The organism is Streptomyces sp. NPDC002867 (genome assembly GCF_053591895.1).
Map to the genome: position 1 here is coordinate 202,083 of NZ_JBSFUR010000004.1, position 23,839 is coordinate 225,921.

Annotated in this window: 21 protein-coding genes; 3 read left to right on the top strand and 18 right to left on the bottom strand. The window is 70.8% G+C overall.

The window, feature by feature from the left end:
* Positions 1-32: 32 nt before the first annotated feature.
* On the bottom strand, positions 33-1,043 hold the full coding sequence (locus ACWD0A_RS05600; RefSeq protein WP_451294867.1) for a polyprenyl synthetase family protein: 1,011 nt from the start codon (positions 1,041-1,043) through the stop codon (positions 33-35).
* Between the two features lie 219 nt (positions 1,044-1,262).
* Between ACWD0A_RS05600 and ACWD0A_RS05605 the strand changes: the two genes are divergently transcribed.
* Positions 1,263-3,236 (top strand): CocE/NonD family hydrolase, encoded by a 1,974-nt coding sequence (locus ACWD0A_RS05605; RefSeq protein WP_451294869.1) that lies wholly within the window; start codon positions 1,263-1,265, stop codon positions 3,234-3,236.
* A 114-nt stretch (positions 3,237-3,350) separates the two neighbouring features.
* Positions 3,351-4,577 carry a fumarylacetoacetase gene (gene fahA / locus ACWD0A_RS05610; protein WP_451294871.1) on the top strand — a complete coding sequence of 409 codons (1,227 nt, stop codon included), beginning with the start codon at positions 3,351-3,353 and terminating at the stop codon, positions 4,575-4,577.
* 66 nt (positions 4,578-4,643) lie between these two features.
* Here fahA and ACWD0A_RS05615 read toward each other — a convergent pair whose 3' ends face one another.
* The 16 genes from ACWD0A_RS05615 to ACWD0A_RS05690 all read right to left on the bottom strand — a co-directional run bounded on the left by ACWD0A_RS05615 (position 4,644) and on the right by ACWD0A_RS05690 (position 21,486).
* Positions 4,644-4,937, bottom strand: coding sequence for a hypothetical protein (locus ACWD0A_RS05615; protein ID WP_451294873.1), 294 nt, complete (start codon positions 4,935-4,937; stop codon positions 4,644-4,646).
* Positions 4,938-5,079: 142 nt separating this feature from the next.
* Positions 5,080-6,735, bottom strand: coding sequence for an NADH-quinone oxidoreductase subunit NuoN (nuoN, locus tag ACWD0A_RS05620; protein ID WP_451294875.1), 1,656 nt, complete (start codon positions 6,733-6,735; stop codon positions 5,080-5,082).
* On the bottom strand, positions 6,732-8,321 hold the full coding sequence (locus tag ACWD0A_RS05625; RefSeq protein ID WP_451294877.1) for an NADH-quinone oxidoreductase subunit M: 1,590 nt from the start codon (positions 8,319-8,321) through the stop codon (positions 6,732-6,734). The genes nuoN and ACWD0A_RS05625 overlap by 4 nt, the downstream gene beginning before the upstream one ends.
* Before the next feature lie 5 nt (positions 8,322-8,326).
* Positions 8,327-10,270 carry an NADH-quinone oxidoreductase subunit L gene (nuoL, locus tag ACWD0A_RS05630; RefSeq protein WP_451294879.1) on the bottom strand — a complete coding sequence of 648 codons (1,944 nt, stop codon included), beginning with the start codon at positions 10,268-10,270 and terminating at the stop codon, positions 8,327-8,329.
* 15 nt (positions 10,271-10,285) lie between these two features.
* Entirely contained in the window at positions 10,286-10,585 is a 300-nt protein-coding gene (gene nuoK, locus ACWD0A_RS05635) for an NADH-quinone oxidoreductase subunit NuoK (RefSeq protein WP_064070011.1), read from the bottom strand.
* The gene (locus tag ACWD0A_RS05640; RefSeq protein WP_307714044.1) at positions 10,582-11,421 is read right to left on the bottom strand and encodes an NADH-quinone oxidoreductase subunit J; all 840 of its coding nucleotides are present in this window, start codon (positions 11,419-11,421) and stop codon (positions 10,582-10,584) included. Before ACWD0A_RS05640 ends, nuoK begins: the two co-directional genes overlap by 4 nt.
* Positions 11,418-12,080: an NADH-quinone oxidoreductase subunit NuoI gene (gene nuoI / locus ACWD0A_RS05645; protein WP_451294880.1), complete on the bottom strand. Its 663-nt coding sequence runs from the start codon at positions 12,078-12,080 to the stop codon at positions 11,418-11,420. Before nuoI ends, ACWD0A_RS05640 begins: the two co-directional genes overlap by 4 nt.
* Entirely contained in the window at positions 12,043-13,440 is a 1,398-nt protein-coding gene (gene nuoH / locus ACWD0A_RS05650; protein WP_451294881.1) for an NADH-quinone oxidoreductase subunit NuoH, read from the bottom strand. The genes nuoI and nuoH overlap by 38 nt, the downstream gene beginning before the upstream one ends.
* Positions 13,437-13,568 carry a hypothetical protein gene (locus ACWD0A_RS05655; protein WP_451294883.1) on the bottom strand — a complete coding sequence of 44 codons (132 nt, stop codon included), beginning with the start codon at positions 13,566-13,568 and terminating at the stop codon, positions 13,437-13,439. Before ACWD0A_RS05655 ends, nuoH begins: the two co-directional genes overlap by 4 nt.
* A complete protein-coding gene (locus tag ACWD0A_RS05660; protein ID WP_451294885.1) occupies positions 13,565-16,072 on the bottom strand; it encodes an NADH-quinone oxidoreductase subunit G in 2,508 nt (835 codons plus the stop codon). Before ACWD0A_RS05660 ends, ACWD0A_RS05655 begins: the two co-directional genes overlap by 4 nt.
* A 61-nt stretch (positions 16,073-16,133) precedes the next feature.
* Positions 16,134-17,516, bottom strand: a complete 1,383-nt coding sequence (nuoF, locus tag ACWD0A_RS05665) for an NADH-quinone oxidoreductase subunit NuoF (protein WP_451294887.1) — start codon at positions 17,514-17,516, stop codon at positions 16,134-16,136.
* A complete protein-coding gene (gene nuoE / locus ACWD0A_RS05670; protein WP_451295072.1) occupies positions 17,513-18,328 on the bottom strand; it encodes an NADH-quinone oxidoreductase subunit NuoE in 816 nt (271 codons plus the stop codon). The genes nuoF and nuoE overlap by 4 nt, the downstream gene beginning before the upstream one ends.
* Positions 18,329-18,345: 17 nt before the next feature.
* Positions 18,346-19,662 (bottom strand): NADH-quinone oxidoreductase subunit D, encoded by a 1,317-nt coding sequence (locus ACWD0A_RS05675; protein ID WP_451294889.1) that lies wholly within the window; start codon positions 19,660-19,662, stop codon positions 18,346-18,348.
* Between the two features lie 40 nt (positions 19,663-19,702).
* Positions 19,703-20,431 (bottom strand): NADH-quinone oxidoreductase subunit C, encoded by a 729-nt coding sequence (locus ACWD0A_RS05680; protein WP_451294891.1) that lies wholly within the window; start codon positions 20,429-20,431, stop codon positions 19,703-19,705.
* Between the two features lie 121 nt (positions 20,432-20,552).
* Positions 20,553-21,107 (bottom strand): NuoB/complex I 20 kDa subunit family protein, encoded by a 555-nt coding sequence (locus ACWD0A_RS05685; protein WP_177148523.1) that lies wholly within the window; start codon positions 21,105-21,107, stop codon positions 20,553-20,555.
* Between the two features lie 19 nt (positions 21,108-21,126).
* Positions 21,127-21,486 carry an NADH-quinone oxidoreductase subunit A gene (locus tag ACWD0A_RS05690; RefSeq protein ID WP_003974383.1) on the bottom strand — a complete coding sequence of 120 codons (360 nt, stop codon included), beginning with the start codon at positions 21,484-21,486 and terminating at the stop codon, positions 21,127-21,129.
* Between the two features lie 691 nt (positions 21,487-22,177).
* On the opposite strand from ACWD0A_RS05690, the gene ACWD0A_RS05695 reads away from it, so the two are divergent.
* Positions 22,178-22,966 carry a C40 family peptidase gene (locus ACWD0A_RS05695; RefSeq protein WP_451294894.1) on the top strand — a complete coding sequence of 263 codons (789 nt, stop codon included), beginning with the start codon at positions 22,178-22,180 and terminating at the stop codon, positions 22,964-22,966.
* Between the two features lie 94 nt (positions 22,967-23,060).
* Here the strand turns inward: ACWD0A_RS05695 and ACWD0A_RS05700 are convergent, their stop codons facing one another.
* Positions 23,061-23,822, bottom strand: coding sequence for an SDR family oxidoreductase (locus ACWD0A_RS05700; RefSeq protein WP_451294896.1), 762 nt, complete (start codon positions 23,820-23,822; stop codon positions 23,061-23,063).
* Positions 23,823-23,839: the final 17 nt, after the last annotated feature.

Sequence of the window (23,839 nt, forward strand, 5' to 3'; positions counted from 1 at the left end):
CCGCCCCGTAGGGGGCGAGCAGGTCCCGGGGCTCAGCCCGCGCGGTGGACCACCGCGTCGCACAGCTCCTCCAGCGCCGCCTTCGCGAAGCAGTCGGGCAGCGGGGCGAGCATCGCCCGCGCCTCCTCCGCGTAGCGGACGGAGTCCCGCCGGGCCTGCTCCAGCGCCGGGTGCTCGCGCAGCCGGCGCAGCGCCTCGGCGTGCCGCTCGTCGTCGCTGAGGTCGCCGTCGAGCAGGGCGACGAGCTCCAGGTCCTCGGGGCGCCCGTGCGCCTCGGCCGCGGCGCGCAGGTGCAGCACCGGCAGCGTCGGGATGCCCTCGCGCAGGTCGGTGCCCGGCGACTTGCCGGACTCGTGCGCGTCGGAGGCGATGTCGAGGACGTCGTCGGCGAGCTGGAAGGCGACGCCGAGCCGCTCCCCGTACTGCGTGAGGACGTCGACGACCCGCTCGTCGGCGCCGGACATCATCGCGCCGAAGCGGCAGGACACGGCGACCAGCGAACCCGTCTTGCCGGCCAGCACGTCGAGGTAGTGCTCCACCGGGTCGCGGCCGTCGCGCGGGCCCGCCGTCTCCAGGATCTGTCCGGTGACCAGACGCTCGAACGCCTCCGCCTGGATGCGTACGGCCTCCGGGCCGAGGTCGGCCAGGATGTGCGAGGCGCGGGCGAACAGGAAGTCGCCGGTGAGGACGGCCACGGAGTTGCCCCAGCGGGTGTTCGCGCTGGGCACGCCGCGCCGCACGTCCGCCTCGTCCATCACGTCGTCGTGGTACAGCGTCGCGAGATGGGTGAGCTCGACGACGACGGCCGAGGGCACGACGCCCGGCGCGTGCGGGTCGCCGAACTGGGCGGCCAGCATCACGAGCAGCGGGCGGAAACGCTTCCCACCTGCCCGGACGAGGTGCTGTGCGGCCTCCGTGATGAACGGGACCTCGCTCTTGGTGGCGTCGAGCAGGCCCGCCTCGACAGCCGACAATCCGGTCTGGACATCGGCCTCAAGAGCCTGGTCCCGCACGCTCAGCCCGAACGGCCCGACGACGGTCACGAGGGGGTCTCCTGTCTGCTGACGATCACACGGATTGTCGATGTGTCGCTGGATTCACTCAAGTCAGCGTATCCGGTCGCCTTTCGATCACCATGAGCGCCTTCCCGCCACCCCCGGTATGTTCGTGATCAGCCGCAATGACCTGGAACAGGGGCTTTTGCCCCTACCTGTGATGGCCCCCGCCGCCCCTCGGCGGGGCCCTGCCGCCGAGGTACAGCCATGCGTATCCGCAGAGACTTTCCGTACGAGACGGCTCACGAGGACCTGCGCGTCCGCCTGCCCGACGGCATCGCCCTGTACGCGCGCCTGTGGCGGCCGGTGACGGACGAGCCCGTGCCCGCCCTGCTCGAGTACGCGCCGGACCGGCTCGCCGACGCGACGGCGGTGCGCGACGGGGAGCGCCACCCCTGGTACGCGGGCCACGGCTACGCCTGCGTCCGCGTCGACGTGCGCGGGCACGGCAACAGCGAGGGTGTGCCCGGCCCGGAGGGCGGTGCGGCCGAGCTCGCGGACGGCGTCGCGGTGATCGAGTGGCTGGCACGGCAGCCGTGGAGCACCGGCCGGGTCGGCATGATCGGCATCGGCGCGGCCGGCCGGAGCGCGCTGCAGATCGCGGCGCTCGCGCCGCGGCCCCTGCGGGCCGTGGTCGCGGTGGGCGCGAGCGACGACCCGTACGACACCGACGGGCCCTATCTCGGCGGATCGGTCACCGGCGAGTCGCTGCACTCCCGGGCCGCCGCCCGGCTCGCGCATGCCGCCCGGCCGCCGGACCCGCTGCACACGGGGGACGCGTGGCGCGCGATGTGGCTGCGGCGGCTGGAAGCCGTCGAGCCCAGCGTGCCCGGGTGGCTGGCGCACCCGCTGCGCGACGAGTTCTGGCGGAGCGCCGGGATCAGCGACGACACGGACGCGGTGCGGGCGGCCGTCCTCGCGGTGAGCGGCCTGCACGACCCCGCCCGTGACGCCGTGCTGCGGCTCGTGGAGCGGCTGCCGGCGGACCGGGTGCGCGGACTGATCGGGCCGTGGCCGCGCCAGTACCCGGACCGCGACCCCGAACGGGGGATCGGCTTCCTCCAGGAGACGCTGCGCTGGTGGGACCAGTGGCTGAAGGACCGGGACACGGGCGTGCTGTCCGAGCCGCTGCTGCGCTGCCGGCTCGGACCGTCCGCGCCCGGGCCCGGCCGCTGGACCGGCGAGGACGTCTGGCCGTCGCCGCACGTCACCGTCGTCCCCTACGCGCTCGGCGCCGCCCCGGGCGCCCCCGTACCCGTCTCTTCCCCGCAGCACACCGGGACGGACGCGGGCCGGACGCGCCCCGTGGGCCACTCCGCCGATCTGCCGCCGGACCAGCGGGAGGAGGACGCGCGGTCGTTCTGCTTCGAGTTCCCCGTCGGCACGGCGCCGGTCGTCGTCCTGGGACGGCCCCGGGTAACCCTGCGGCTGCGCCTGGACGCGCCGCACGGACAGGCGGTGGCCCGGCTCTGCGACGTCGCACCGGACGGCGCCTCCACGCTCGTCACGCGCGGCGCCCTCGACCTCGCCGCGCGTGCGGGCCGGGAGCGGGCCCTCGCCTGGACGCCGGGCACGACGGAGGACGTGTCGTTCGACCTGTCCCTGGCCGGGCACACCTTCGCGCCGGGCCACCGCGTCCGGCTCGCCGTCTCCTCCGCGTACTGGCCCTGGCTCTGGCCGCATCCGGACGCGGCGGGCTTCAGCCTGGACCCGGCGGGCTCGCGGCTGGACCTGCCGGTCCGCGAACCGGCCGGGCCCGGCGGCGCGTTCGCCGAGCCCGAGCACTCCGAGCCGCCGGCCGTCGCGGTCCCCCAGACCCTCGACGGGGACCGCCCCCGCCTGCTGCTGACGCGTGACGTGGCGGACGGCCTGTGGACCCTGGACGTGACGCCCCACCGAGGGGGCACGCATGTCCACCCGGACGGCCTGGAGCACACCGAGGAGGCCCGCGAGACGTACGCGATCCGGCAGGACGATCCGCTCTCCGCACAGGCCCGCACCGCCTGGACGATCCGCCTCCACCGGCCGGAACTCGGCTGGGACGTCCGCGTCGAGACCCGCTCCGCCCTCACCTGCGACGCGGCCGGCTTCCTCGCCTCGGACGAGATGGTGTGCCGCGACGGCGACGAGATCGTGTTCCACCGCACCTGGGAGAAGCGCCTGCCCCGCACGGCGCACTGACGGGACGACGGCCCCCGCCGGAGCACTCTCCGTGTGATCCATCGGGCCCTGCCGCGGCAGGCGGGCAGGCACGTAACGTGTCACCCACACCCGTGGAAAGCGAGGCAGGCACCGATGTCCGAGCAGAGCCCGCTCGATCTGGCCGAGGGCGACCCCTTCGGCCCGCACAACCTTCCGTACGGCGTCTTCACCACGGCCGACGAGCCGGAGCGCCGCAGGCTCGGCGTCCGGATCGGCGGCCATGTGCTCGACGTCGGAGCCGCCGCCCTCGCGCTCGGTTCCCCGTACGCCGGGGTGCTGGCACAGCCCAGCCTCAACCCGCTGCTCGCCGCCGGGCGCACGGCCTGGCGCGACGTACGGCGCGCCCTGACCGCCTGGGTCACGGTGCCCGCGCACCGGCCCGACGTGGAGCCGCTGCTGCACCCGCTCGACGCGGTGACGATGCACCTGCCCTACGAGGTCGCGGACTACGTCGACTTCTACGCGAGCGAGCACCACGCCACCAACGTCGGAAAGATCTTCCGGCCCGACGGCGACGCGCTCACCCCCAACTGGAAGCACCTGCCGATCGGTTACCACGGCCGCTCGGGCACGGTCGTCGTGTCCGGTACGGACGTCGTCCGGCCGTCCGGGCAGCGGAAGGCGCCCGCCGACCCGGCCCCCGTCTTCGGCCCGTCCGTGAAGCTCGACATCGAGGCCGAGGTCGGCTTCCTCGTCGGCACCCCGTCCGAGCGGGGCAGGCCCGTCCCTCTCGCGGACTTCCGCGAGCACGTCTTCGGGCTCTTCCTGCTCAACGACTGGTCGGCGCGCGACATCCAGGCCTGGGAGTACGTGCCGCTCGGCCCGTTCCTCGGCAAGTCCTTCGCCACCTCGGTGGCGGCCTGGGTCACCCCGCTGGAGGCGCTGGAGGCCGCCCGGACCGCGCCGCCCGCACGGGACTTCCCCCTGCAGCCGTATCTCGACGACACGGACGAGGAGGAGCCCGGCGGCTTCGACCTGCGCATCTCGGTCGCGCTCAACGGTCATGTGGTGGCCGAGCCGCCGTTCGCCACGATGTACTGGACGGCCGCGCAGCAGCTCGCGCACATGACGGTCAACGGCGCATCGCTGCGCACGGGCGACCTGTTCGGCTCGGGCACGGTCAGCGGTCCCGAGGTGAACCAGCGCGGCTCCCTCCTCGAACTCACCTGGAACGGCCGCGACGCCATCGAACTGCCCGACGGCAAGCGCACGTTCCTGGAGGACGGCGACGAGGTGACGCTCACCGCCTGGGCCCCCGGCCCCGACGGCGTCCGCGTCGGCCTCGGCGAGGTCACGGGCCGCGTCGTGCCCTCCGCCTGACCGGCCCGCACGGGTCCCGCCGCCGCTCATCGGCGGCGGGATCCTGGGCGGCCGAGGGCCCGCCCGTCAGAACTCCACGAGCCTGACCACGACCATGAACGAGCCGCAGGCCAGCATGAACAGCGCGAACGCCGCCTTCCACGGGCGGCGCCGGCGCACCAGGTCCCGGCCCGCGCCCGCGATCGCGAAGACCGCGCCGATCAAGCCCAGGGCGCCCATGACGGCAGCGGTCCAGTAGGCCCAGGGGTGCTCCTCGAGCAGGCGCAGCAGGAGCAGGGCGGGCCCCAGGAACCCCAGTGGCCACATGTGGTCACCGCCGGACTCCTCCGCCGCTCGGTGCCGGATCTGCTGCTGGGTCATGTCTCCCCCGTGGTCGTCGGCCGTTCGTCCCGCCCCCGGTAGGACGACCCGCAGCACCGCCGGGTTGCCCGGGCGGTACGCGGACACGGCAGAGGGCCCGGTCTCTCCTCGGGGAGAGGCCGGGCCCTCGGGCGTGCCGCGGCTAGCGCACGAACACGCTCGCCTGGCCGGCCAGATCCAGGAAGTACTGCGGCGCGAGGCCCAGCGCCAGCGTGACCGCCACGCCGACGCCGATCGTCGTGATCGTCAGCGGGGACGGCACAGCGACCGTCGGGCCCTCCGGCTTCGGCTCGCTGAAGAACATGAGCACGATGACCCGGATGTAGAAGAACGCCGCGATCGCCGACGAGATCACACCCACCACGACCAGCGCTCCCGCGCCGCCCTCCGCCGCTGCCTTGAACACCGCGAACTTGCCGGAGAACCCGGACGTCAGCGGGATGCCGGCGAAGGCGAGGAGGAACACCGCGAAGACCGCCGCCACGAGCGGCGAACGCCGCCCGAGACCGGCCCACTTGGACAGGTGCGTCGCCTCGCCGCCCGCGTCGCGGACCAGCGTGACGACCGCGAACGCGCCGATCGTCACGAAGGAGTACGCGAGCAGGTAGAACAGGACGGACGAGATGCCCTCGGGCGTCGTGGCGATCACACCGGCGAGGATGAAGCCGGCGTGGGCGATCGACGAGTACGCCAGGAGCCGCTTGATGTCGGTCTGGGTGATCGCGACGATCGCGCCGCCGAGCATCGTGACGATGGCGACCGCCCACATGACCGGACGCCAGTCCCAGGTCAGGCCCGGCAGCACCACGTACAGCAGCCGCAGGAGCGCGCCGAAGGCGGCGACCTTGGTGGCCGCGGCCATGAAGCCGGTCACCGGGGTCGGTGCGCCCTGGTAGACGTCGGGCGTCCACATGTGGAACGGCACCGCGCCGACCTTGAACAGCAGGCCCATGAGGATCATCGCGCCGCCGATCAGCAGCAGCGCGTCGTTGCCCATCGTGTCGGCGAGCGCCGGGTCGATGGTGCGGATGCTGCCGTCGACGACCTCGGCGATACGGGCGTAGGACACCGAGCCCGCGTAGCCGTAGAGGAGCGCGATGCCGAAGAGCAGGAACGCCGAGGAGAACGCGCCCAGCAGGAAGTACTTCACGGCCGCTTCCTGCGACATGAGCCGCTTGCGGCGGGCCAGCGCGCACAGGAGGTACAGCGGGAGGGAGAAGACCTCCAGGGCGATGAACAGCGTCAGCAGGTCGTTGGCGGCCGGGAAGACCAGCATGCCGGTGATCGCGAACAGGACGATCGGGAACACCTCGGTGGTGGTGAACCCGGCCTTCACCGCGGCCTTCTCGTGGTCGCTGCCCGGGACCGCTGCGCCCTCGGCGGCGAACGAGTCGACGCGCTTGCCGTGCGCGGCAGGGTCGAGGCGGCGCTCGGCGAACGTGAACACGGCGACCAGCGACGCCAGCAGGATCGTGCCCTGCAGGAAGAGCGCCGGCCCGTCGACCGCGATCGCGCCCATGGCGGCGATGTGCGCCTTGGTGGTTCCGTATCCACCGGCGGCGAGCCCGACGACCGCGGCGAAGGAGGCCGCGAGCGCGACGACGGTCAGGAACACCTGGGTGTGGTACCGGGCCTTGCGCGGGACGAGGGCCTCCACGAGCACCCCCAGCACGGCCGCGCCGACGACGATCAGCACGGGTGCCAGCTGGGCGTACTCGATGTGGGGCGCGGGGATCTTGCCGAGCGGCTCGACCTCCGCAGCCGTCGTCCACAGGCTGTGGACAGCTGTAGCGCTCACTTGGCCGCCTCCACATCGGGCCGGGGGTCCTGCTTCTGTACGTCGGACATCGTGTGCTCCACGGCCGGGTTGACGATGTCCGTCAGCGGCTTCGGGAACACGCCGAGGAAGAGCAGCAGCGCGATCAGCGGTGCGACGACCGCCAGTTCACGTGCCTTGAGGTCGGGCATCGCGCTGACCTCCGCCTTCACCGGGCCGGTCATCGTGCGCTGGTAGAGCACGAGGATGTAGAGCGCGGCGAGCACGATGCCGGAGGTCGCGATGATGCCGGCCACCGGATAGGCGGCGAACGTGCCGACCAGGACCAGGAACTCGCTGACGAACGGCGCGAGTCCGGGCAGTGACAGGGTGGCGAGGCCGCCGATCAGGAACGTGCCCGCGAGCACCGGGGCGACCTTCTGCACACCGCCGTAGTCGGCGATGAGCCGCGAGCCGCGCCGCGAGATCAGGAAGCCGGCCACCAGCATCAGCGCGGCGGTCGAGATGCCGTGGTTGACCATGTACAGCGTCGCGCCCGACTGGCCCTGGCTGGTCATCGCGAAGATGCCCAGGATGATGAAGCCGAAGTGCGAGATCGAGGCGTACGCGACCAGGCGCTTGATGTCCCGCTGGCCCACCGCGAGCAGGGCGCCGTAGACGATGCTGATCAGCGCCAGCGTGATGACGACCGGCGTCGCCCACTTCGACGCCTCCGGGAAGAGCTGGAGGCAGAAGCGCAGCATCGCGAAGGTGCCGACCTTGTCGACGACCGCCGTGATCAGCACGGCGACCGGGGCGGTCGCCTCGCCCATCGCGTTCGGCAGCCAGGTGTGCAGCGGCCACAGCGGGGCCTTCACCGCGAAGGCGAAGAAGAAGCCGAGGAACAGCAGCCGCTCGGTGGTGGTCGCCATCTCCAGTTGACCGCTCGCCCTGGCCTCGGCGATCTCGGAGAGCGAGAAGCTGCCCGCGACGACGTACAGGCCGATGACGGCGGCCAGCATGATCAGTCCGCCGACCAGGTTGTACAGCAGGAACTTCACGGCCGCGTACGACCGCTGGGCCGCCGCGTTCTCGTCCGTGCCCGCGTGGGCGCGGTCGCCGAAGCCGCCGATGAGGAAGTACATCGGGATGAGCATGGCTTCGAACAGGATGTAGAAGAGGAAGACGTCGGTGGCCTCGAAGGAGAGGATCACCATCGCCTCGACCATCAGGATCAGCGCGAAGAAGCCCTGGGTGGGCCGCCACCGCTTGCTGCCGGTCTCCTGCGGATCGGCGTCGTTCCAGCCGGCGAGGATCACGAACGGGATCAGCAGCGCGGTCAGCGCGATGAGCGCGACCCCGATGCCGTCCACGCCCAGCTCGTACCGCACCCCGAAGTCCTTGATCCAGGCGTGCGATTCGACGTGCTGGTAGCGGTCGCCGCCGGGCTCGAACCGTACGAGCACGATCGCGGCGAGCACGAGTGTCGCGAGCGAGACCAGCAGGGCCAGCCACTTGGCGACCGTCCGGCGCACGGCGGGCACGGCCGCGGTGGCGATCGCGCCGAGCGCCGGGAGCACGGCCGTTGCCGTCAGCAGAGGAAAGCCTGCGTTCACTACTTCGGACATACCGATCAGACCGCCCTCATCAGCAGGGTCGCGGCGATCAGGATCGCCGTACCGCCGAACATCGAGACCGCGTAGCTGCGGGCGTAGCCGTTCTGCAGCTTGCGCAGCCGGCCGGAGAGCCCGCCGAACGTGGCCGCCGTGCCGTTGACCACTCCGTCGACCAGGGTGTGGTCGACGTATACCAGCGAGCGCGTGAGGTGCTCGCCGCCGCGGACCAGGACCACGTGGTTGAAGTCGTCCTGGAGCAGATCGCGGCGGGCGGCGCGGGTGAGCAGCGAGCCGCGCGGCGCCGTGACGGGCACCGGGCGGCGCCCGTACATCAGGTACGCGAGCCCCGCGCCGAGCAGCAGCACGACGACCGTCGAGGTCGTGATCGCCGGGACGCCGATGACGGGGTGCGGGTGCTCGAACTGCGTGACCGGCTCCAGCCAGTGGACGAAGGACTCGTTCAGGCTGAACAGACCGCCCGCGAAGACCGACCCGAAGGCGAGCACGATCATCGGGATCGTCATCGACTTGGGCGACTCGTGCGGGTGCGGCATCTCACCCGGGTGCACCTCGATACCGGGCTCGACGCTGGGCGCCGTGTCCGGGTCGGGCGCGGGCTGCCAGCGCTTCTCGCCGAAGAACGTCATGATCATCACGCGGGTCATGTAGAACGCGGTGATGCCGGCGCCCAGCAGGGCCACGCCGCCGAAGATCCAGCCGCGGATGCCGTCGTCGTACGCGAAGGCCGCCTCAATGATCTTGTCCTTGGACCAGAAGCCGGACAGGCCAGGGAAGCCGATGATCGCCAGGTAGCCGAGGCCGAAGGTGACGAAGGTGACCGGCATGTACGTGCGCAGGCCGCCGTACTTGCGCATGTCGACCTCGTCGTTCATGCCGTGCATGACCGAGCCCGCGCCGAGGAACAGCCCCGCCTTGAAGAAGCCGTGCGTCACCAGGTGCATGATCGCGAAGGCGTATCCGATGGGACCGAGACCGGCCGCCAGGATCATGTAGCCGATCTGCGACATGGTCGAGCCGGCCAGCGCCTTCTTGATGTCGTCCTTGGCGCAACCGACGATCGCACCGAAGAGGAGCGTGACCGCGCCGACGACGACGACCGCCAATTGGGCGTCCGGCGCGGCGTTGAAGATCGCGCCGGAGCGGACGATCAGGTAAACGCCGGCGGTGACCATCGTGGCCGCGTGGATCAGGGCCGAGACCGGGGTCGGGCCCTCCATCGCGTCCCCGAGCCAGGACTGCAGCGGCACCTGGGCCGACTTGCCGCACGCGGCGAGCAGCAGCATCAGGCCGATGGCCGTCAGCATGCCCTCACTGGTCTCACCCGTGGACTCCAGCACCGGCCCGAAGGCGAAGGTCCCGAAGGTGGTGAACATCAGCATGATCGCGATCGACAGGCCCATGTCGCCGACGCGGTTGACCAGGAAGGCCTTCTTCGCCGCGGTGGCCGCGCTGGGCTTGTGCTGCCAGAAGCCGATGAGCAGGTACGAGGCGAGACCGACGCCCTCCCAGCCAACGTACAGCAGCAGGTAGTTGTCGGCGAGCACCAGCAGCAGCATGGCTGCGAGGAAGAGGTTCAGGTAGCCGAAGAAGCGGCGGCGCCGCTCGTCGTGCTCCATGTACCCGACGGAGTAGAGGTGGATCAGCGTGCCGACGCCCGTGATCAGCAGGACGAACGTCATCGACAGCTGGTCGAGCCGGAAGGCGATGTCCGCCTGGAACCCCTCGACGGGGATCCAGCTGAACAGCGTGCTGTGCAGGGCGCGTTCCTCCGCGCCCTTGCCGAGCATGTCGGCGAAGAGCACGGCGCCGATGACGAAGGACGCGGCGGCGAGCAGGGTGCCCAGCCAGTGGCCGGTGCGGTCGAGCCGGCGGCCGCCGCAGAGCAGCACCGCCGCTCCGAGCAGGGGCGCCGCGACGAGCAGCGCAATCAGGTTCTCCACGATTCGTCCGTCCCCTTACAGCTTCATCAGGCTGGCGTCGTCGACCGAGGCCGAGTGGCGGGAACGGAACAGCGACACGATGATCGCGAGTCCGACCACGACCTCCGCGGCGGCGACCACCATCGTGAAGAACGCGATGATCTGGCCGTCGAGATTGCCGTGCATCCGGGAGAACGCGACGAGCGCGAGGTTGCACGCGTTGAGCATCAGCTCCACGCACATGAACACCACGATCGCGTTCCGCCGGATCAGCACACCGGCCGCACCGATGGTGAACAACAGGGCAGCGAGATACAGGTAGTTGACCGGATTCACCGCTTGGCCTCCTGTCCGTCCCGGTCGTGCTCGTCCCGGCCGCGTCCCAGGCGCTCCTCGGAGCGCTTCTCGATCGCCTTGAGATCCTCCAGCGCGTCGGCCGACACATCGCGGATCTGGCCCCGGTCCCGCAGGGTCCGGTTGACGGTGAGCTCGGACGGGGTGCCGTCCGGCAGCAGTCCGGCGATGTCCACGGCGTTGTGCCGGGCGTAGACACCGGGCGCGGGGAGCGGCGGCAGGTGCTTGCCTTCGCGTACGCGCTGCTCGGACAGCTCCCGCTGGGTCCTGGCCCGCTCGGTGCGCTCCCGGTGCGTGAGCACCATCGCGCCGACCGCGGCCGTGATCAGCAGGGCGCCGGTGATCTCGAAGGCGAAGACGTACTTGGTGAAGAGCAGCCGGGCGAGGCCCTCGACGTTGCCGCCGTTCGCGGTGTTGGCGACGCCCAGCCCGTTGAAGTTCTTCAGCGAGGCGTTGCCGATACCGGCGATCAGCAGAATGCCGAAGCCGAGCCCACAGGCGGCGGCCAGCCAGCGCTGCCCCTTCAGCGTCTCCTTCAGCGAGTCGGCTGCGGTGACGCCGACCAGCATGACGACGAAGAGGAACAGCATCATGATCGCGCCGGTGTAGACGATGATCTGCACGACGCCGAGGAAGTACGCGCCGTTGGCGAGGTAGAAGACCGCCAGGACGATCATGGTCCCGGCGAGGCTGAGCGCGCTGTGCACGGCCCGCTTCATCAGGATCGTGCCGAGCGCCCCGACGACCGCGATGGTGCCGAGCACCCAGAACTGGACGGCCTCGCCCGTGGAGGTGACGGAGGCGGCGAGCAGGTTCATGCCCCGATCACCTTCTTCGAGGCCGGTTCGCCCTCGCCGAACGTCGACTCGGCCTCCTGGACGGTCTCGCCCTTGGAGTGGGCCACCTGCTGGACCGTGCCGGGCGCGGCCTCCGTGACCAGCCCCCGGTAGTAGTCCTGTTCGTCCATGCCGGGGTAGATGACGTGCGGGCTGTCGACCATGCCCTCCTCCAGACCGGCGAGCAGCTGCTCCTTGGTGAAGATGAGGTTCGCCCGGCTGCTGTCGGCCAGCTCGAACTCGTTGGTCATCGTCAGCGCGCGGGTGGGGCAGGCCTCGATGCACAGTCCGCAGAAAATGCACCGGGCGTAGTTGATCTGGTAGGCGCGGCCGTACCGCTCGCCCGGGGAGTAGCGCTCCTCGTCGGTGTTGTCCGCGCCCTCCACGTAGATGGCGTCGGCCGGACAGGCCCAGGCGCACAGCTCGCACCCGACGCACTTCTCCAGCCCGTCCGGATGGCGGTTGAGCTGGTGCCTGCCGTGGAAGCGCGGCGCCGTGACCTTCTGCTGCTCCGGATACTGCTCGGTCAGCCGCTTCTTGAACATGGCCTTGAAGGTCACGCCGAAGCCGGCGACCGGATTCTGGAACGTGCTCTCGGATTCCTCAGACACCGTCAGCCTCCTTTCCGTCCCGAGGACCATCACTGTCGGTTTGCGATCCGCCGCTGGCGATCAGTTCGCGGTCGCGGCGCGGGCGCCTGCGCGGCACCGGCGGCAACTCCTGGCCGGGCAGCGGCGGTACGGGGAATCCGCCCGCCATCGGGTCGAAGGGGCCCGGTTCGGGCTTCGCGGCCTCGGCCTCCTTCTCCTTCTTGCCGCGGAAGACGTCGGCGACGAAGGACAGGAGCAGGACGGCGATCACGGCCCCGGCGACGTACAGCACGATCTGCTGGAAGTCGTAGTTCTCGTTCCGCAGCGCCCGCACGGTCGCGACCAGCATCAGCCAGACGACGGAGACCGGGATCAGCACCTTCCAGCCGAGCTTCATCAGCTGGTCGTAGCGCACGCGGGGCAGCGTGCCGCGCAGCCAGATGAAGAAGAACAGCAGGAGCTGGACCTTGAGGACGAACCAGAGCATCGGCCACCAGCCGTGGTTCGCGCCCTCCCAGAAGGCGGAGATCGGGTACGGCGCCCGCCAGCCGCCCAGGAACAGGGTGACCGACACGGCCGCGACGGTGACCATGTTGACGTACTCGGCCAGCATGAACATCGCGAACTTGATGGAGCTGTACTCGGTGTTGAAGCCGCCGACGAGGTCGCCCTCGGACTCCGGCATGTCGAACGGCGCCCGGTTGGTCTCACCGACCATCGTGACGACGTAGATGATGAAGGAGACCGGCAGCAGCAGGATGTACCAGCGGTCCGCCTGCGCCTCCACGATCGCCGACGTCGACATCGACCCGGAGTAGAGGAAGACGGAGGCGAACGCCGCGCCCATCGCGATCTCGTACGAGATCATCTGCGCGCACGAGCGCAGACCGCCGAGCAGCGGGTACGTCGAGCCGGACGACCAGCCCGCGAGCACGATGCCGTAGATGCCGACCGAGGCGACCGCGAGGATGTAGAGCATCGCGATCGGCAGGTCGGTCAGCTGCATCGTGGTGCGGTGGCCGAGGATCGAGATCTCGTTGCCGGCGGGGCCGAACGGGATCACGGCGATCGCCATGAAGGCCGGGATCGCGGCGACGATCGGGGCAAGGATGTAGACCACCTTGTCCGCGCGCTTGACGATCACGTCTTCCTTGAGCATCAGCTTGACGCCGTCGGCGAGCGACTGGAGCAGACCCCAGGGGCCGTGCCGGTTGGGGCCGATGCGCAGCTGCATCCAGGCGACGACCTTGCGCTCCCACACGATGGAGAAGAGCACCGTCACCATCAGGAAGGCGAAGCAGAACACGGCTTTGATGACGACGAGCCACCAGGGGTCGCGCCCGAACATCGACAGGTCCTCGAGAGCCAGGACGCTGCGCTGTGCTTCGGCGACATGAGCCAGCGTGGTCATGCGTGCACCTCCGTTGCGGGGGTGGCCGGGACTGCGCCCGGCAGGCCGACGAGGGTCGAGGACCTGGACGGCCGCACGGCGTCGCGCAGGCGCGCGGCCGCCGGCCGGCGGGTGACTCGAGCGGTCATGACTGCACCTCCGGTGTCGCCTCGGCGGCACCCGTCACGGCCGCGATACGGACCAGTTCGCCCGGACGGGCACCGGTGTCCGCCGTCACGCCGCCGCCGGCCGAGTTCATGGGAAGCCACACGACGCGGTCGGGCATCTCGCTCACCAGGAGCGGCAGCCGCACCGATCCGGCCGGACCGGAGACCTGCAGTTCGTCGCCGTCGTTGACGCCGGTCTCGGCCGCGGTCGCCGCCGACAGCCGGGCCACGGCGGCGTGCCGGGTCGCGGCCAGCGCCTCGTCGCCCTGCTGGAGCAGGCCCTGGTCGAGCAGGAGCCGGTGACCGGCGAGGACCGCCTCGCCCGCGCCCGGCCGCGGCAGCGGCCTCGCCGACTCGGCGGGTTCGCCGGCGCGGGGACCGTCCCAGCGGCCGAGCCGGTCCATCTCGGCGCGTACGGACGTCAGGTCCGGGAGGCCGAAGGGGATGTCGAGCGCGTCCGCGAGCATGTGCAGCACCCGCGCGTCGGTCGGCGGGAGGGGCCGGGTCATCTGCTCGGGCTTGAGGGCGGCCTCGAACATCCGCACCCTGCCCTCCCAGTTGAGGAAGGTGCCGGGCTTCTCCGCGACAGCCGCGACCGGGAAGACGACGTCCGCCCGGTCGGTGACCTCGCTGGGCCGCAGCTCCAGCGAGACGAGGAAGCCGACGGCGTCGAGCGCCTCCCGCGCGCGGGCCACGTCGGGCAGGTCGGCGACCTCGACACCGGCGACGACCAGCGCGGCCAGTTCGCCCGTGGCCGCGGCCTCGACGATCTGGCCGGTGTCCCGGCCGTAGCGGTGCGGGAGTTCGCGTACGCGCCAGACCTCGGCGGTCTCCTCGCGGGCCCGCGGGTCGGTGGCCGGGCGGCCGCCCGGCAGCAGCGACGGCAGTGCGCCCGCCTCGATCGCGCCGCGGTCACCGGCCCGGCGCGGGATCCATACCAGGCGGGCGCCGGTGGCGGTCGCCGTGCGCAGGGCGGCGGTGAGGCCGCCGGGCACGGCCGCGAACCGCTCGCCCACCACGATCACCGCGCCCTCGGCGCGCAGCGCCTCGGCCGCCTTCGCGCCGTCCCCGTCCAGCCCCGTGCCGGAGGCGAGGGCGTCCAGCCACTCGGTCTCGGTGCCGGGCGCGGCCGGCAGCAGCGTGCCGCCCGCCTTGGCCAGGCCCCGCGTGGCGTGCGTGGCCAGGGAGAAGGTGCGCTGGCCGTGCTTGCGGTGGGCCTTGCGCAGCCGCAGGAAGACGCCGGGCGCCTCCTCCTCCGACTCGAACCCGGCGAGCAGGACCGCCGGCGCCTTCTCCAGCGAGGTGTAGGTGACTCCGGTGCCGGACAGGTCCCGGCCCTGCCCGGCGACCGCTGCCGCCAGGAAGTCGGCCTCCTCGGCGGAGTGGACCCGCGCGCGGAAGTCGATGTCGTTGGTGTCCAGGGCGACCCGCGCGAACTTGGCGTACGCGTAGGAGTCCTCGACGGTCAGCCGGCCTCCGGTGAGCACGCCGGCCCGGCCTCGTGCGGCCCGCAGGCCCTCCGCCGCCGCCTCCAGCGCCTCGGGCCAGCTCGCCGGCTCCAGCTCACCGGTGTCCTTGCTGCGCACCAGCGGGGTGGTGAGGCGGTCGCGCTGCTGGGCGTAGCGGAAGGCGAACCGCCCCTTGTCGCACAGCCACTCCTCGTTGACCTCCGGATCATCGGCGGCCAGGCGGCGCATGACCTTGCCGCGCCGGTGGTCGGTGCGGGTGGCGCAGCCGCCCGCACAGTGCTCGCACACGCTCGGCGAGGAGACCAGGTCGAAGGGGCGGGAGCGGAAGCGGTACGCGGCCGAGGTCAGCGCCCCCACCGGGCAGATCTGGATCGTGTTGCCGGAGAAGTACGACTCGAACGGGTCGCCCTCGCCGGTGCCGACCTGCTGGAGCGCGCCCCGCTCGATGAGCTCGATCATCGGGTCGCCCGCGACCTGGTTGGAGAAACGGGTGCAGCGTGCGCACAGCACGCAGCGCTCACGGTCGAGGAGCACCTGCGCCGAGATGGGCACCGGCTTCTCGTAGGTGCGCTTCCTCCCCTCGAAGCGGGACTCGGCCTGCCCGTGCGAGACCGCCTGGTTCTGCAGGGGGCACTCGCCGCCCTTGTCGCAGACCGGGCAGTCCAGCGGGTGGTTGATCAGCAGCAGCTCCATCACGCCCTTCTGCGCCTTCTCGGCGACGGGCGAGGTGAGCTGCGTCCTGACGACCATGCCGTCGGTGCAGGTGATGGTGCAGGAGGCCATCGGCTTGCGCTGGCCCTCGACCTCGACGATGCACTGGCGGCAGGCGCCGGCGGGGTCGAGGAGCGGGTGGTCACAGAAGCGGGGGATCTCGATGCCGAGGAGTTCGGCGGCGCGGATCACCAGCGTCCCCTTGGGGACGGAGAGCTCGACGCCGTCGATGGTCAGCGAGACGAGGTCCTCCGGCGGCTGGGCCGCCGCTCCGCCGGCGGAGGCGGAGGACGTGGTGACGGTCATGCGTCCACCTCCGGGTGGGACGAGTCGAAGCCGCGGCCGGTGCCGGGCGCGTGCGCCGGACTCATGCGGACACCTCCGTGATGTGTCGGTCGGCCCAGGCCGTGGACTTGGCCGGGTCGAAGGGGCAGCCCCGGCCCGTGATGTGCTGCTCGTACTCGTCGCGGAAGTACTTGAGCGAGGAGAAGATCGGGGACGCGGCGCCGTCGCCGAGCGCGCAGAACGACTTGCCGTTGATGTTGTCGGCGATGTCGTTCAGCTTGTCGAGATCGGCAAGGGTGCCGGCCCCGTTCTCGATGTCCCGGAGCAACTGGACGAGCCAGTAGGTGCCTTCGCGGCACGGTGTGCACTTGCCGCACGACTCGTGGGCGTAGAACTCGGTCCACCGCGTCACGGCCCGCACGACGCAGGTGGTCTCGTCGAAGCACTGGAGCGCCTTGGTGCCGAGCATCGACCCGGCGGCGCCCACACCCTCGTAGTCCAGCGGGACGTCGAGGTGTTCGTCGGTGAACATCGGGGTCGAGGATCCGCCCGGCGTCCAGAACTTGAGCCTGTGGCCCGCCCGCATGCCGCCGCTCATGTCGAGCAGCTGGCGCAGCGTGATGCCGAGCGGGGCCTCGTACTGGCCGGGGCTCGCGACATGGCCGCTGAGCGAGTACAGCGTGAAGCCCGGGGACTTCTCGCTGCCCATCGACTTGAACCAGTCCTTGCCCTTGTTGAGGATCGCGGGAACGGACGCGATGGACTCGACGTTGTTCACCACAGTGGGGCACGCGTACAGACCGGCGACCGCGGGGAAGGGGGGCCTGAGCCGGGGCTGGCCGCGGCGGCCTTCCAGGGAGTCCAGCAGCGCCGTCTCCTCACCGCAGATGTACGCACCGGCGCCCGCGTGCACGGTGACCTCGAGGTCGAGTCCGCTGCCCAGGATGTCCTTGCCGAGGAAGCCCGCTTCGTACGCCTCGCGGACGGCCTCGTGCAGCCGCCGCAGCACGGGGACGACTTCGCCGCGCAGGTAGATGAAGGCGTGGTTGGACCGGATCGCGTAGCAGGCGATCACGATGCCCTCGATCAGGGAGTGCGGGTTGGCGAAGAGGAGCGGGATGTCCTTGCAGGTGCCCGGCTCCGACTCGTCGGCGTTGACCACGAGGTAGTGGGGCTTTCCGTCGCCCTGCGGGATGAACTGCCACTTCATTCCGGTGGGGAAGCCTGCGCCGCCGCGGCCGCGCAGGCCCGAGTCCTTGACGTAGGCGATGAGGTCGTCGGGCGACATCGCCAGTGCCTTGCGCAGGCCCTCGTATCCCTCGTGCCTGCGGTAGGTCTCCAGGGTCCAGGACTCCGGCTCGTCCCAGAAGGCGGAGAGCACCGGGGCCAGCAGCTTCTCCGGGCTCGCCTCGCCGCCGGTCTCCGGCCGGGAGCTGCCCCCGTATTCGGTGGACACGGTCATCACTCCCCCTCCTCGCCGACAGGTCCGGCCGGGTGCTCCGGGTCGGATGCCGATGTCTGCTGCGGTGCGTCATGAGAGCTGAGGTGCTCGGAGCCGGGCTGCGGCGGCTCCTGGGGCGCCTCGCCTCGCGGGTGGACCACGCGCGTCGCCGGGGCTGCCTCGCCCCTGGCCAGGCGGAGCCCGATCAGGGACGCGGGTCCGGCGCCGCCGCTCGCCTCGACCGCGCCGGGACGCTCGTCGGGGAAGCCGGCCAGGATGCGGGCGGTCTCCTTGTAGGTGCACAGGGGCGCGCCGCGGGTGGGCGTGACCTGCCGACCCGCCCGCAGGTCGTCGACGAGCCGCTTCGCCGACTCGGGCGTCTGGTTGTCGAAGAACTCCCAGTTGACCATCACGACGGGCGCGAAGTCGCAGGCCGCGTTGCACTCGATGTGCTCGAGGGTGACCTTGCCGTCCTCGGTCGTCTCGTTGTTGCCGACGCCGAGGTGCTCCTTGAGCTCCTCGAAGATCGCGTCGCCGCCCATCACCGCGCACAGGGTGTTGGTGCAGACGCCCACCTGGTAGTCGCCCGACGGCTTGCGCCGGTACATGGTGTAGAAGGTGGCGACCGCGGTGACCTCCGCGGTGGTGAGGCCGAGCACGTCCGCGCAGAACCGCATGCCCGTACGGGTCACATGGCCCTCCTCCGACTGCACGAGGTGCAGCAGCGGGAGCAGCGCGGAGCGCGAGTCCGGGTAGCGGGCGATGACCTCTTTCGCGTCCGCCTCGAGCCGGGCGCGCACATCGGCCGGGTAGTCGGGCGCGGGCAGTTGCGGCATGCCCAGCGATACGTCCGTCATCGGTCGACGCCTCCCATCACGGGGTCGATGGACGCGACGGCGACGATGACGTCGGCGACCTGGCCGCCTTCGCACATGGCCGCCATGGCCTGCAGGTTGGTGAAGGACGGGTCGCGGAAGTGGACCCGGAAGGGACGGGTGCCTCCGTCGGAGACGACATGGACGCCCAGTTCACCCTTGGGCGACTCGACGGCGGCGTACGCCTGCCCGGCCGGGACGCGGAAGCCCTCGGTCACCAGCTTGAAGTGGTGGATCAGAGCCTCCATGGAAGTGCCCATGATGTTCTTGATGTGGTCGAGGGAGTTGCCGAGACCGTCCGGGCCCAGGGCGAGCTGCGCGGGCCAGGCGATCTTCTTGTCGGCGACCATGACCGGCCCGGGCTCGAGGCGGTCCAGGCACTGCTCGACGATCCGCAGCGACTGGCGCATCTCCTCGAGGCGGATGAGGAAGCGGCCGTAGGCGTCACAGGTGTCGGCGGTCGGCACGTCGAAGTCGTACGTCTCGTAGCCGCAGTACGGGTCGGTCTTGCGCAGGTCGTGGGCGAGGCCCGCGGCGCGCAGGATCGGTCCTGTGGCGCCGAGCGCCATGCAGCCCGTGAGATCGAGGTACCCGATGTCCTGCATACGGGCCTTGAAGATCGGGTTGCCGGTGGCGAGCTTGTCGTACTCCGGCAGGTTCTTCCTCATCGTCTTCACGAACTCGCGCGTCTGGTCCACCGCGCCGGGCGGCAGGTCCTGGGCCAGCCCGCCGGGCCTGATGTACGCGTGGTTCATGCGCAGGCCGGTGATCAGCTCGTAGATGTCGAGGATCAGTTCACGGTCACGGAAGCCGTAGATCATGATCGTCGTGGCGCCGAGTTCCATACCGCCGGTGGCGATGGCGACCAGGTGCGAGGAGAGCCGGTTGAGCTCCATCAGCAGCACGCGGATGATCGTCGCCCGGTCGGGGATCCGGTCGTCGATGCCGAGCAGCCGCTCCACGCCCAGGCAGTACGCCGTCTCGTTGAAGAACGGCGTCAGGTAATCCATGCGCGTGACGAACGTGGTGCCCTGCGTCCACGTCCGGTACTCGAGGTTCTTCTCGATACCGGTGTGCAGGTAGCCGATGCCGCAGCGGGCCTCGGTGACGGTCTCGCCGTCGATCTCCAGGATCAGGCGCAGCACGCCGTGCGTGGAGGGGTGCTGCGGACCCATGTTGACCACGATGCGCTGGTCGTCGGCCTTGGCCGCGGACTGGACGACCTCGTCCCAGTCGCCGCCGGTGACCGTGTACACGGTCCCCTCGGTGGTCTCGCGGGGGGAAGCGGTGGTCATTGGAGCCTCCCGGAGGGAGTCGATGAGGGGCGGTGGGCGCTCACGAGTACGACCTCCGCTGGTCCGGAGCCGGGATCTGGGCGCCCTTGTACTCGACGGGGATGCCGCCGAGCGGATAGTCCTTGCGCTGCGGGAAGCCCTGCCAGTCGTCCGGCATCATGATCCGGGTGAGGGCGGGGTGGCCGTCGAAGACGAGCCCGAAGAAGTCGTACGTCTCGCGCTCGTGCCAGTCGTTGGTCGGATAGACCGACACCAGCGACGGGACGTGCGGGTCGCTGTCCGGCGCGGTGACCTCCAGCCGGATCAGCCGGCCGTGGGTGAGCGAACGCAGGTGGTAGACGGCGTGCAGTTCGCGGCCCTTGTCATGGAGGTAGTGCACCCCGCTCACGCCGGTGCACAGCTCGAAGCGCAGCGCCGGGTCGTCGCGCAGGGTCCTCGCCACCTGGACCAGGTGTTCGCGCGTGATGTGGAAGGTGAGTTCGCCGCGGTCGACGACCGTCTTCTCGATGGCGTTCTCCGGGAGGAGGCCCTGCTCCTCCAGGGCGCCTTCGAGCTCGTCGGCGACCTCGTCGAAGTATCCGCCGTAGGGGCGGGTGGCCGGTCCCGGGAGCCGTACGGAGCGTACGAGCCCACCGTAACCGGACGTATCCCCTCCGTTGTTGGCGCCGAACATGCCGCGCTGGACGCGGATCTCCTCGCCGTGCTCACCGCGCTGCCCGGGAAGGTTCTGCCCGGAGAGCTCCTTCTCCGGATTCGGCTGGTCCGTCATCACTGCATCCCCTTGGTGTCCCCCAGAGCTGACGCCTGGGTGGTGCCCCCATCTCCGCCCACGCGGCGCAGAGGTGCGGCTTTCGTGTTCGTCTGCGGCCCGGCGGCCGCGCGCGCGTCGCTCACCGGAGCAGCCCCTTCATCTCGATCGTCGGGAGCGCCTTCAGGGCCGCTTCCTCCGCCTCGCGGGCCGCTTCCTCCGCGTTCACGCCGAGCTTGGAGCTCTGGATCTTCTGGTGGAGCTTGAGGATCGCGTCCATCAGCATCTCGGGGCGCGGCGGGCAGCCGGGCAAATAGATGTCGACGGGGACAATGTGATCAACACCCTGCACAATCGCGTAATTGTTGAACATTCCGCCCGATGAGGCACAAACACCCATGGAGATCACCCACTTGGGGCTGGGCATCTGGTCGTAGACCTGGCGCAGGACGGGCGCCATCTTCTGGCTCACCCGCCCGGCCACGATCATCAGGTCGGCCTGGCGCGGCGAGCCGCGGAAGACCTCCATGCCGAACCGGGCCAGGTCGTACCGCCCGGCGCCCGTCGTCATCATCTCGATGGCGCAGCACGCCAGGCCGAAGGTCGCCGGGAACACGGACGACTTGCGCACCCAGCCCGCGGCCTGTTCGACGGTGGTCAGCAGAAAGCCGCTCGGCAGCTTCTCTTCGAGTCCCATAGGAGTGCTCCTTCGCCCCTCAGTCCCATTCCAGGCCGCCGCGCCGCCACACGTACGCGTAGGCGACGAAGACGGTGAGCACGAAGAGCAGCATCTCCACGAGCCCGAAGATCCCCAGCGCGTCGAAGGTGACGGCCCAGGGATAGAGGAAGACGATCTCGATATCGAAAATGATGAAGAGCATCGCCGTCAGGTAGTACTTGATCGGAAAGCGGCCGCCACCGGCCGGCGTCGGCGTGGGCTCGATGCCGCACTCGTACGCTTCAAGCTTCGCCCGGTTGTACCGCTTTGGGCCGATAAGCGTGGCCATGACCACGGAGAAGATCGCAAACCCTGCCCCGAGGGCGCCGAGCACAAGGATGGGCGCGTAAGCATTCACCCTCCCCGCTCCTTCCAGTCGTCCTTGACCGTTGGACCGCACCGGGCCATCGCCTCGCCGCCTCGCGAAGATCGTGTACATGTGAGGCAGTTCACAAGCCCGACTGCTCCGCATCCTATGCCTGTCGGTCTGTGATCTGCGACACGGGGTCGGGCATCGCGTTTGTGATCTCCACCACCCGACGAACGATCATGAACGAGGATGAGCAGTGATCTTCATACGTGAAGCTCCCGAGTGATCACCAGACGTGACATCTGGTGCGGTTACCGCTGGTCAAAGGCGTGGCGCTCTATCAAGTGGTGGCCCATGCAGGCAAATTGGCAATGGACCGCAATGGGTGATAGAGGACATCCGCTCACTCGACCGTGGGACGGGGCGGACAACGGTGGACGCGTGCGCGCGTTCACGAGCCTCCGAGGGTCCGAACGTTGGCCGTTCTGTGACCTGCGCCACTCGCTCAAGAGTTCAACAAAAGCGGCCTTGGCCATCCGGGCGAGAGGGTGATAGGCCGACGGCAATTCGGACCTTTTACGGAAAGCCCATGATCACAGCCGTGATCACGCATGCCCGGTTTGCCCGTTACGGCGTCAATAAAGGTCCATCCGCAGCGGATTCACAGGTTCCGTTCGTAACTGTGGCGCAACCCACGTTTCTTGAAGGGAACCGTCGGGCCCTGATAGCGGTTGTACTCATGTCCCACACCGCTCACATACCCAGCCACCGGAAGCCCCGCCGCGGAGCGTCGAAAGTCGCGATCCGGACCGGAGTTGCCGGTGGCTTCCTCAGCACCATCGCGGTGGCCGGAGCCGCCGGGCCGGCGAATGCCGAGCCGGTGACCCAGACCATCGAGATGCCCGTCCTCACGTCCACCGACCTCTCCGCCGCGGTCGCGCAGTCGGCCGAGGCCACGCAGCAGGTCGCGCTCGACCTCGAACTGCAGGCGCAGGAGGACGCCGCCGCCGAGGAGGCGGCCAAGAAGGCCAAGAAGGCGAAGGCCGAGGCGGAGCGCGAGGCCGAGGCCAAGGCCAAGGCGGAAGCGAAGGCCCGCGCCGAGGCGGAGGCCGAGGCGCGCGCCTCGCGCAACGCCGAGCGCACCACGCTGTCCGCCTCCACCGCCCCCGCGAGCGGCTCCGCCGCCACCGTCGTCGCCTTCCTCAAGGCGCAGCTCGGCGACGCGTACATCATGGGCGCCACCGGTCCCAACGCGTGGGACTGCTCCAGCCTGGTCCAGGCCGCGTACCGCCAGGTCGGCATCGAGCTGCCGCGCGTCTCGCAGGACCAGTCGGTCGCCGGCACCCAGGTCGGCACCTCCAACCTCCAGGTCGGCGACATCCTCTACTGGGGCGGCGCCGGCTCCGCGTACCACACGGGCGTCTACATCGGGAACGGCCAGTACCTGGACGCCGCGAACCCGAGCAAGGGCGTCGTCATCCAGGACCTGTCCGGCTACCCGGCGAGCGGCGCGGTCCGCGTGCTCTGAGGGCTGTCGACGTCTTCGACGGGCCGCCGCTCCGGAACGGGAGCGGCGGCCTTCGTCGTACCCGGCCCCCCGGGCGCGCCCGCGCCCCGGCGGTTCAGGCCCGGCCGCCCCGTGCCGCCCGCCGTTGCGTCAGCCACTCGTCGAACGTCTGCGTGCCGCGCGGGCCGGGCCCCGTCGGCAGCAGGCCGCCGGCCGCCATCGCGCGGCCCGCCGCGCCCGGGAACCTGGCCGGCACCACCAAGCGCCGCTCGTGCCGGGCCGGCAGCACACGGCGGACCATGTCGATCAGCAGCTCCTCGCGGGGGCCCGCCAGTTCCGGGGCCATTCCCACGGCCGGGCCCAGCGCCAGCCCGACGAGCGCGCGGGCCGCCTCCCGGACGGCGACCGGCTGCACGCGCATCGGCGGGATCGGCGCCAACGGCCCTCGCATGCGGTCGAGGAGCTCGTCGGCGAACTCGTGGAACTGGGTGGCGCGCAGCACCGTCCACGGGACCGGACCGGCCGCCACGACCTCCTCCTGCCGGATCTTCCCCTGGTAGTAGCCGTGGCCGACCCGGTCGGCGCCCACGATCGACAGCGCCACGTGATGGCGCACGCCCGCCCGTTCCTCCGCCATGAGCAGATGGCGCGACGCCGACTCGAAGAAGGCGACGGCCTTGCGGCGGCTGATCGTCGCCGCGTTGGTCACGTCGATCACCGCCTCGGCGCCGGCGAGCGCGGCGTCCAGCCCCCGGCCCGTGGTGACGTCGGCGCCGGTCGACCGCGCCAGCACCACGGGCTCGTGACCCGCCGCCCGCAGTTCCCCGACGACGTGCCGCCCGGCCAGGCCCGTGCCGCCCGCTACCGCGACCCGCATGGGTCCTCCCTTCGCCC

Bases quoted from the DNA above. Each gene is read 5' to 3' on its own strand.
- ACWD0A_RS05605 (WP_451294869.1), top strand. From the start codon at position 1,263: ATGCGTATCCGCAGAGACTTTCCGTACGAGACGGCTCACGAGGACCTG.
- fahA (WP_451294871.1), top strand. From the start codon at position 3,351: ATGTCCGAGCAGAGCCCGCTCGATCTGGCCGAGGGCGACCCCTTCGGC.
- ACWD0A_RS05615 (WP_451294873.1), bottom strand. From the start codon at position 4,937: ATGACCCAGCAGCAGATCCGGCACCGAGCGGCGGAGGAGTCCGGCGGT.
- ACWD0A_RS05625 (WP_451294877.1), bottom strand. From the start codon at position 8,321: ATGTCCGAAGTAGTGAACGCAGGCTTTCCTCTGCTGACGGCAACGGCC.
- ACWD0A_RS05640 (WP_307714044.1), bottom strand. From the start codon at position 11,421: ATGAACCTGCTCGCCGCCTCCGTCACCTCCACGGGCGAGGCCGTCCAG.
- nuoI (WP_451294880.1), bottom strand. From the start codon at position 12,080: ATGGTCCTCGGGACGGAAAGGAGGCTGACGGTGTCTGAGGAATCCGAG.
- nuoH (WP_451294881.1), bottom strand. From the start codon at position 13,440: ATGACCACGCTGGCTCATGTCGCCGAAGCACAGCGCAGCGTCCTGGCT.
- ACWD0A_RS05655 (WP_451294883.1), bottom strand. From the start codon at position 13,568: ATGACCGCTCGAGTCACCCGCCGGCCGGCGGCCGCGCGCCTGCGCGAC.
- ACWD0A_RS05660 (WP_451294885.1), bottom strand. From the start codon at position 16,072: ATGACCGTCACCACGTCCTCCGCCTCCGCCGGCGGAGCGGCGGCCCAG.
- nuoE (WP_451295072.1), bottom strand. From the start codon at position 18,328: ATGCCGCAACTGCCCGCGCCCGACTACCCGGCCGATGTGCGCGCCCGG.
- ACWD0A_RS05675 (WP_451294889.1), bottom strand. From the start codon at position 19,662: ATGACCACCGCTTCCCCCCGCGAGACCACCGAGGGGACCGTGTACACG.
- ACWD0A_RS05680 (WP_451294891.1), bottom strand. From the start codon at position 20,431: ATGACGGACCAGCCGAATCCGGAGAAGGAGCTCTCCGGGCAGAACCTT.
- ACWD0A_RS05685 (WP_177148523.1), bottom strand. From the start codon at position 21,107: ATGGGACTCGAAGAGAAGCTGCCGAGCGGCTTTCTGCTGACCACCGTC.
- ACWD0A_RS05695 (WP_451294894.1), top strand. From the start codon at position 22,178: ATGTCCCACACCGCTCACATACCCAGCCACCGGAAGCCCCGCCGCGGA.
- ACWD0A_RS05700 (WP_451294896.1), bottom strand. From the start codon at position 23,822: ATGCGGGTCGCGGTAGCGGGCGGCACGGGCCTGGCCGGGCGGCACGTC.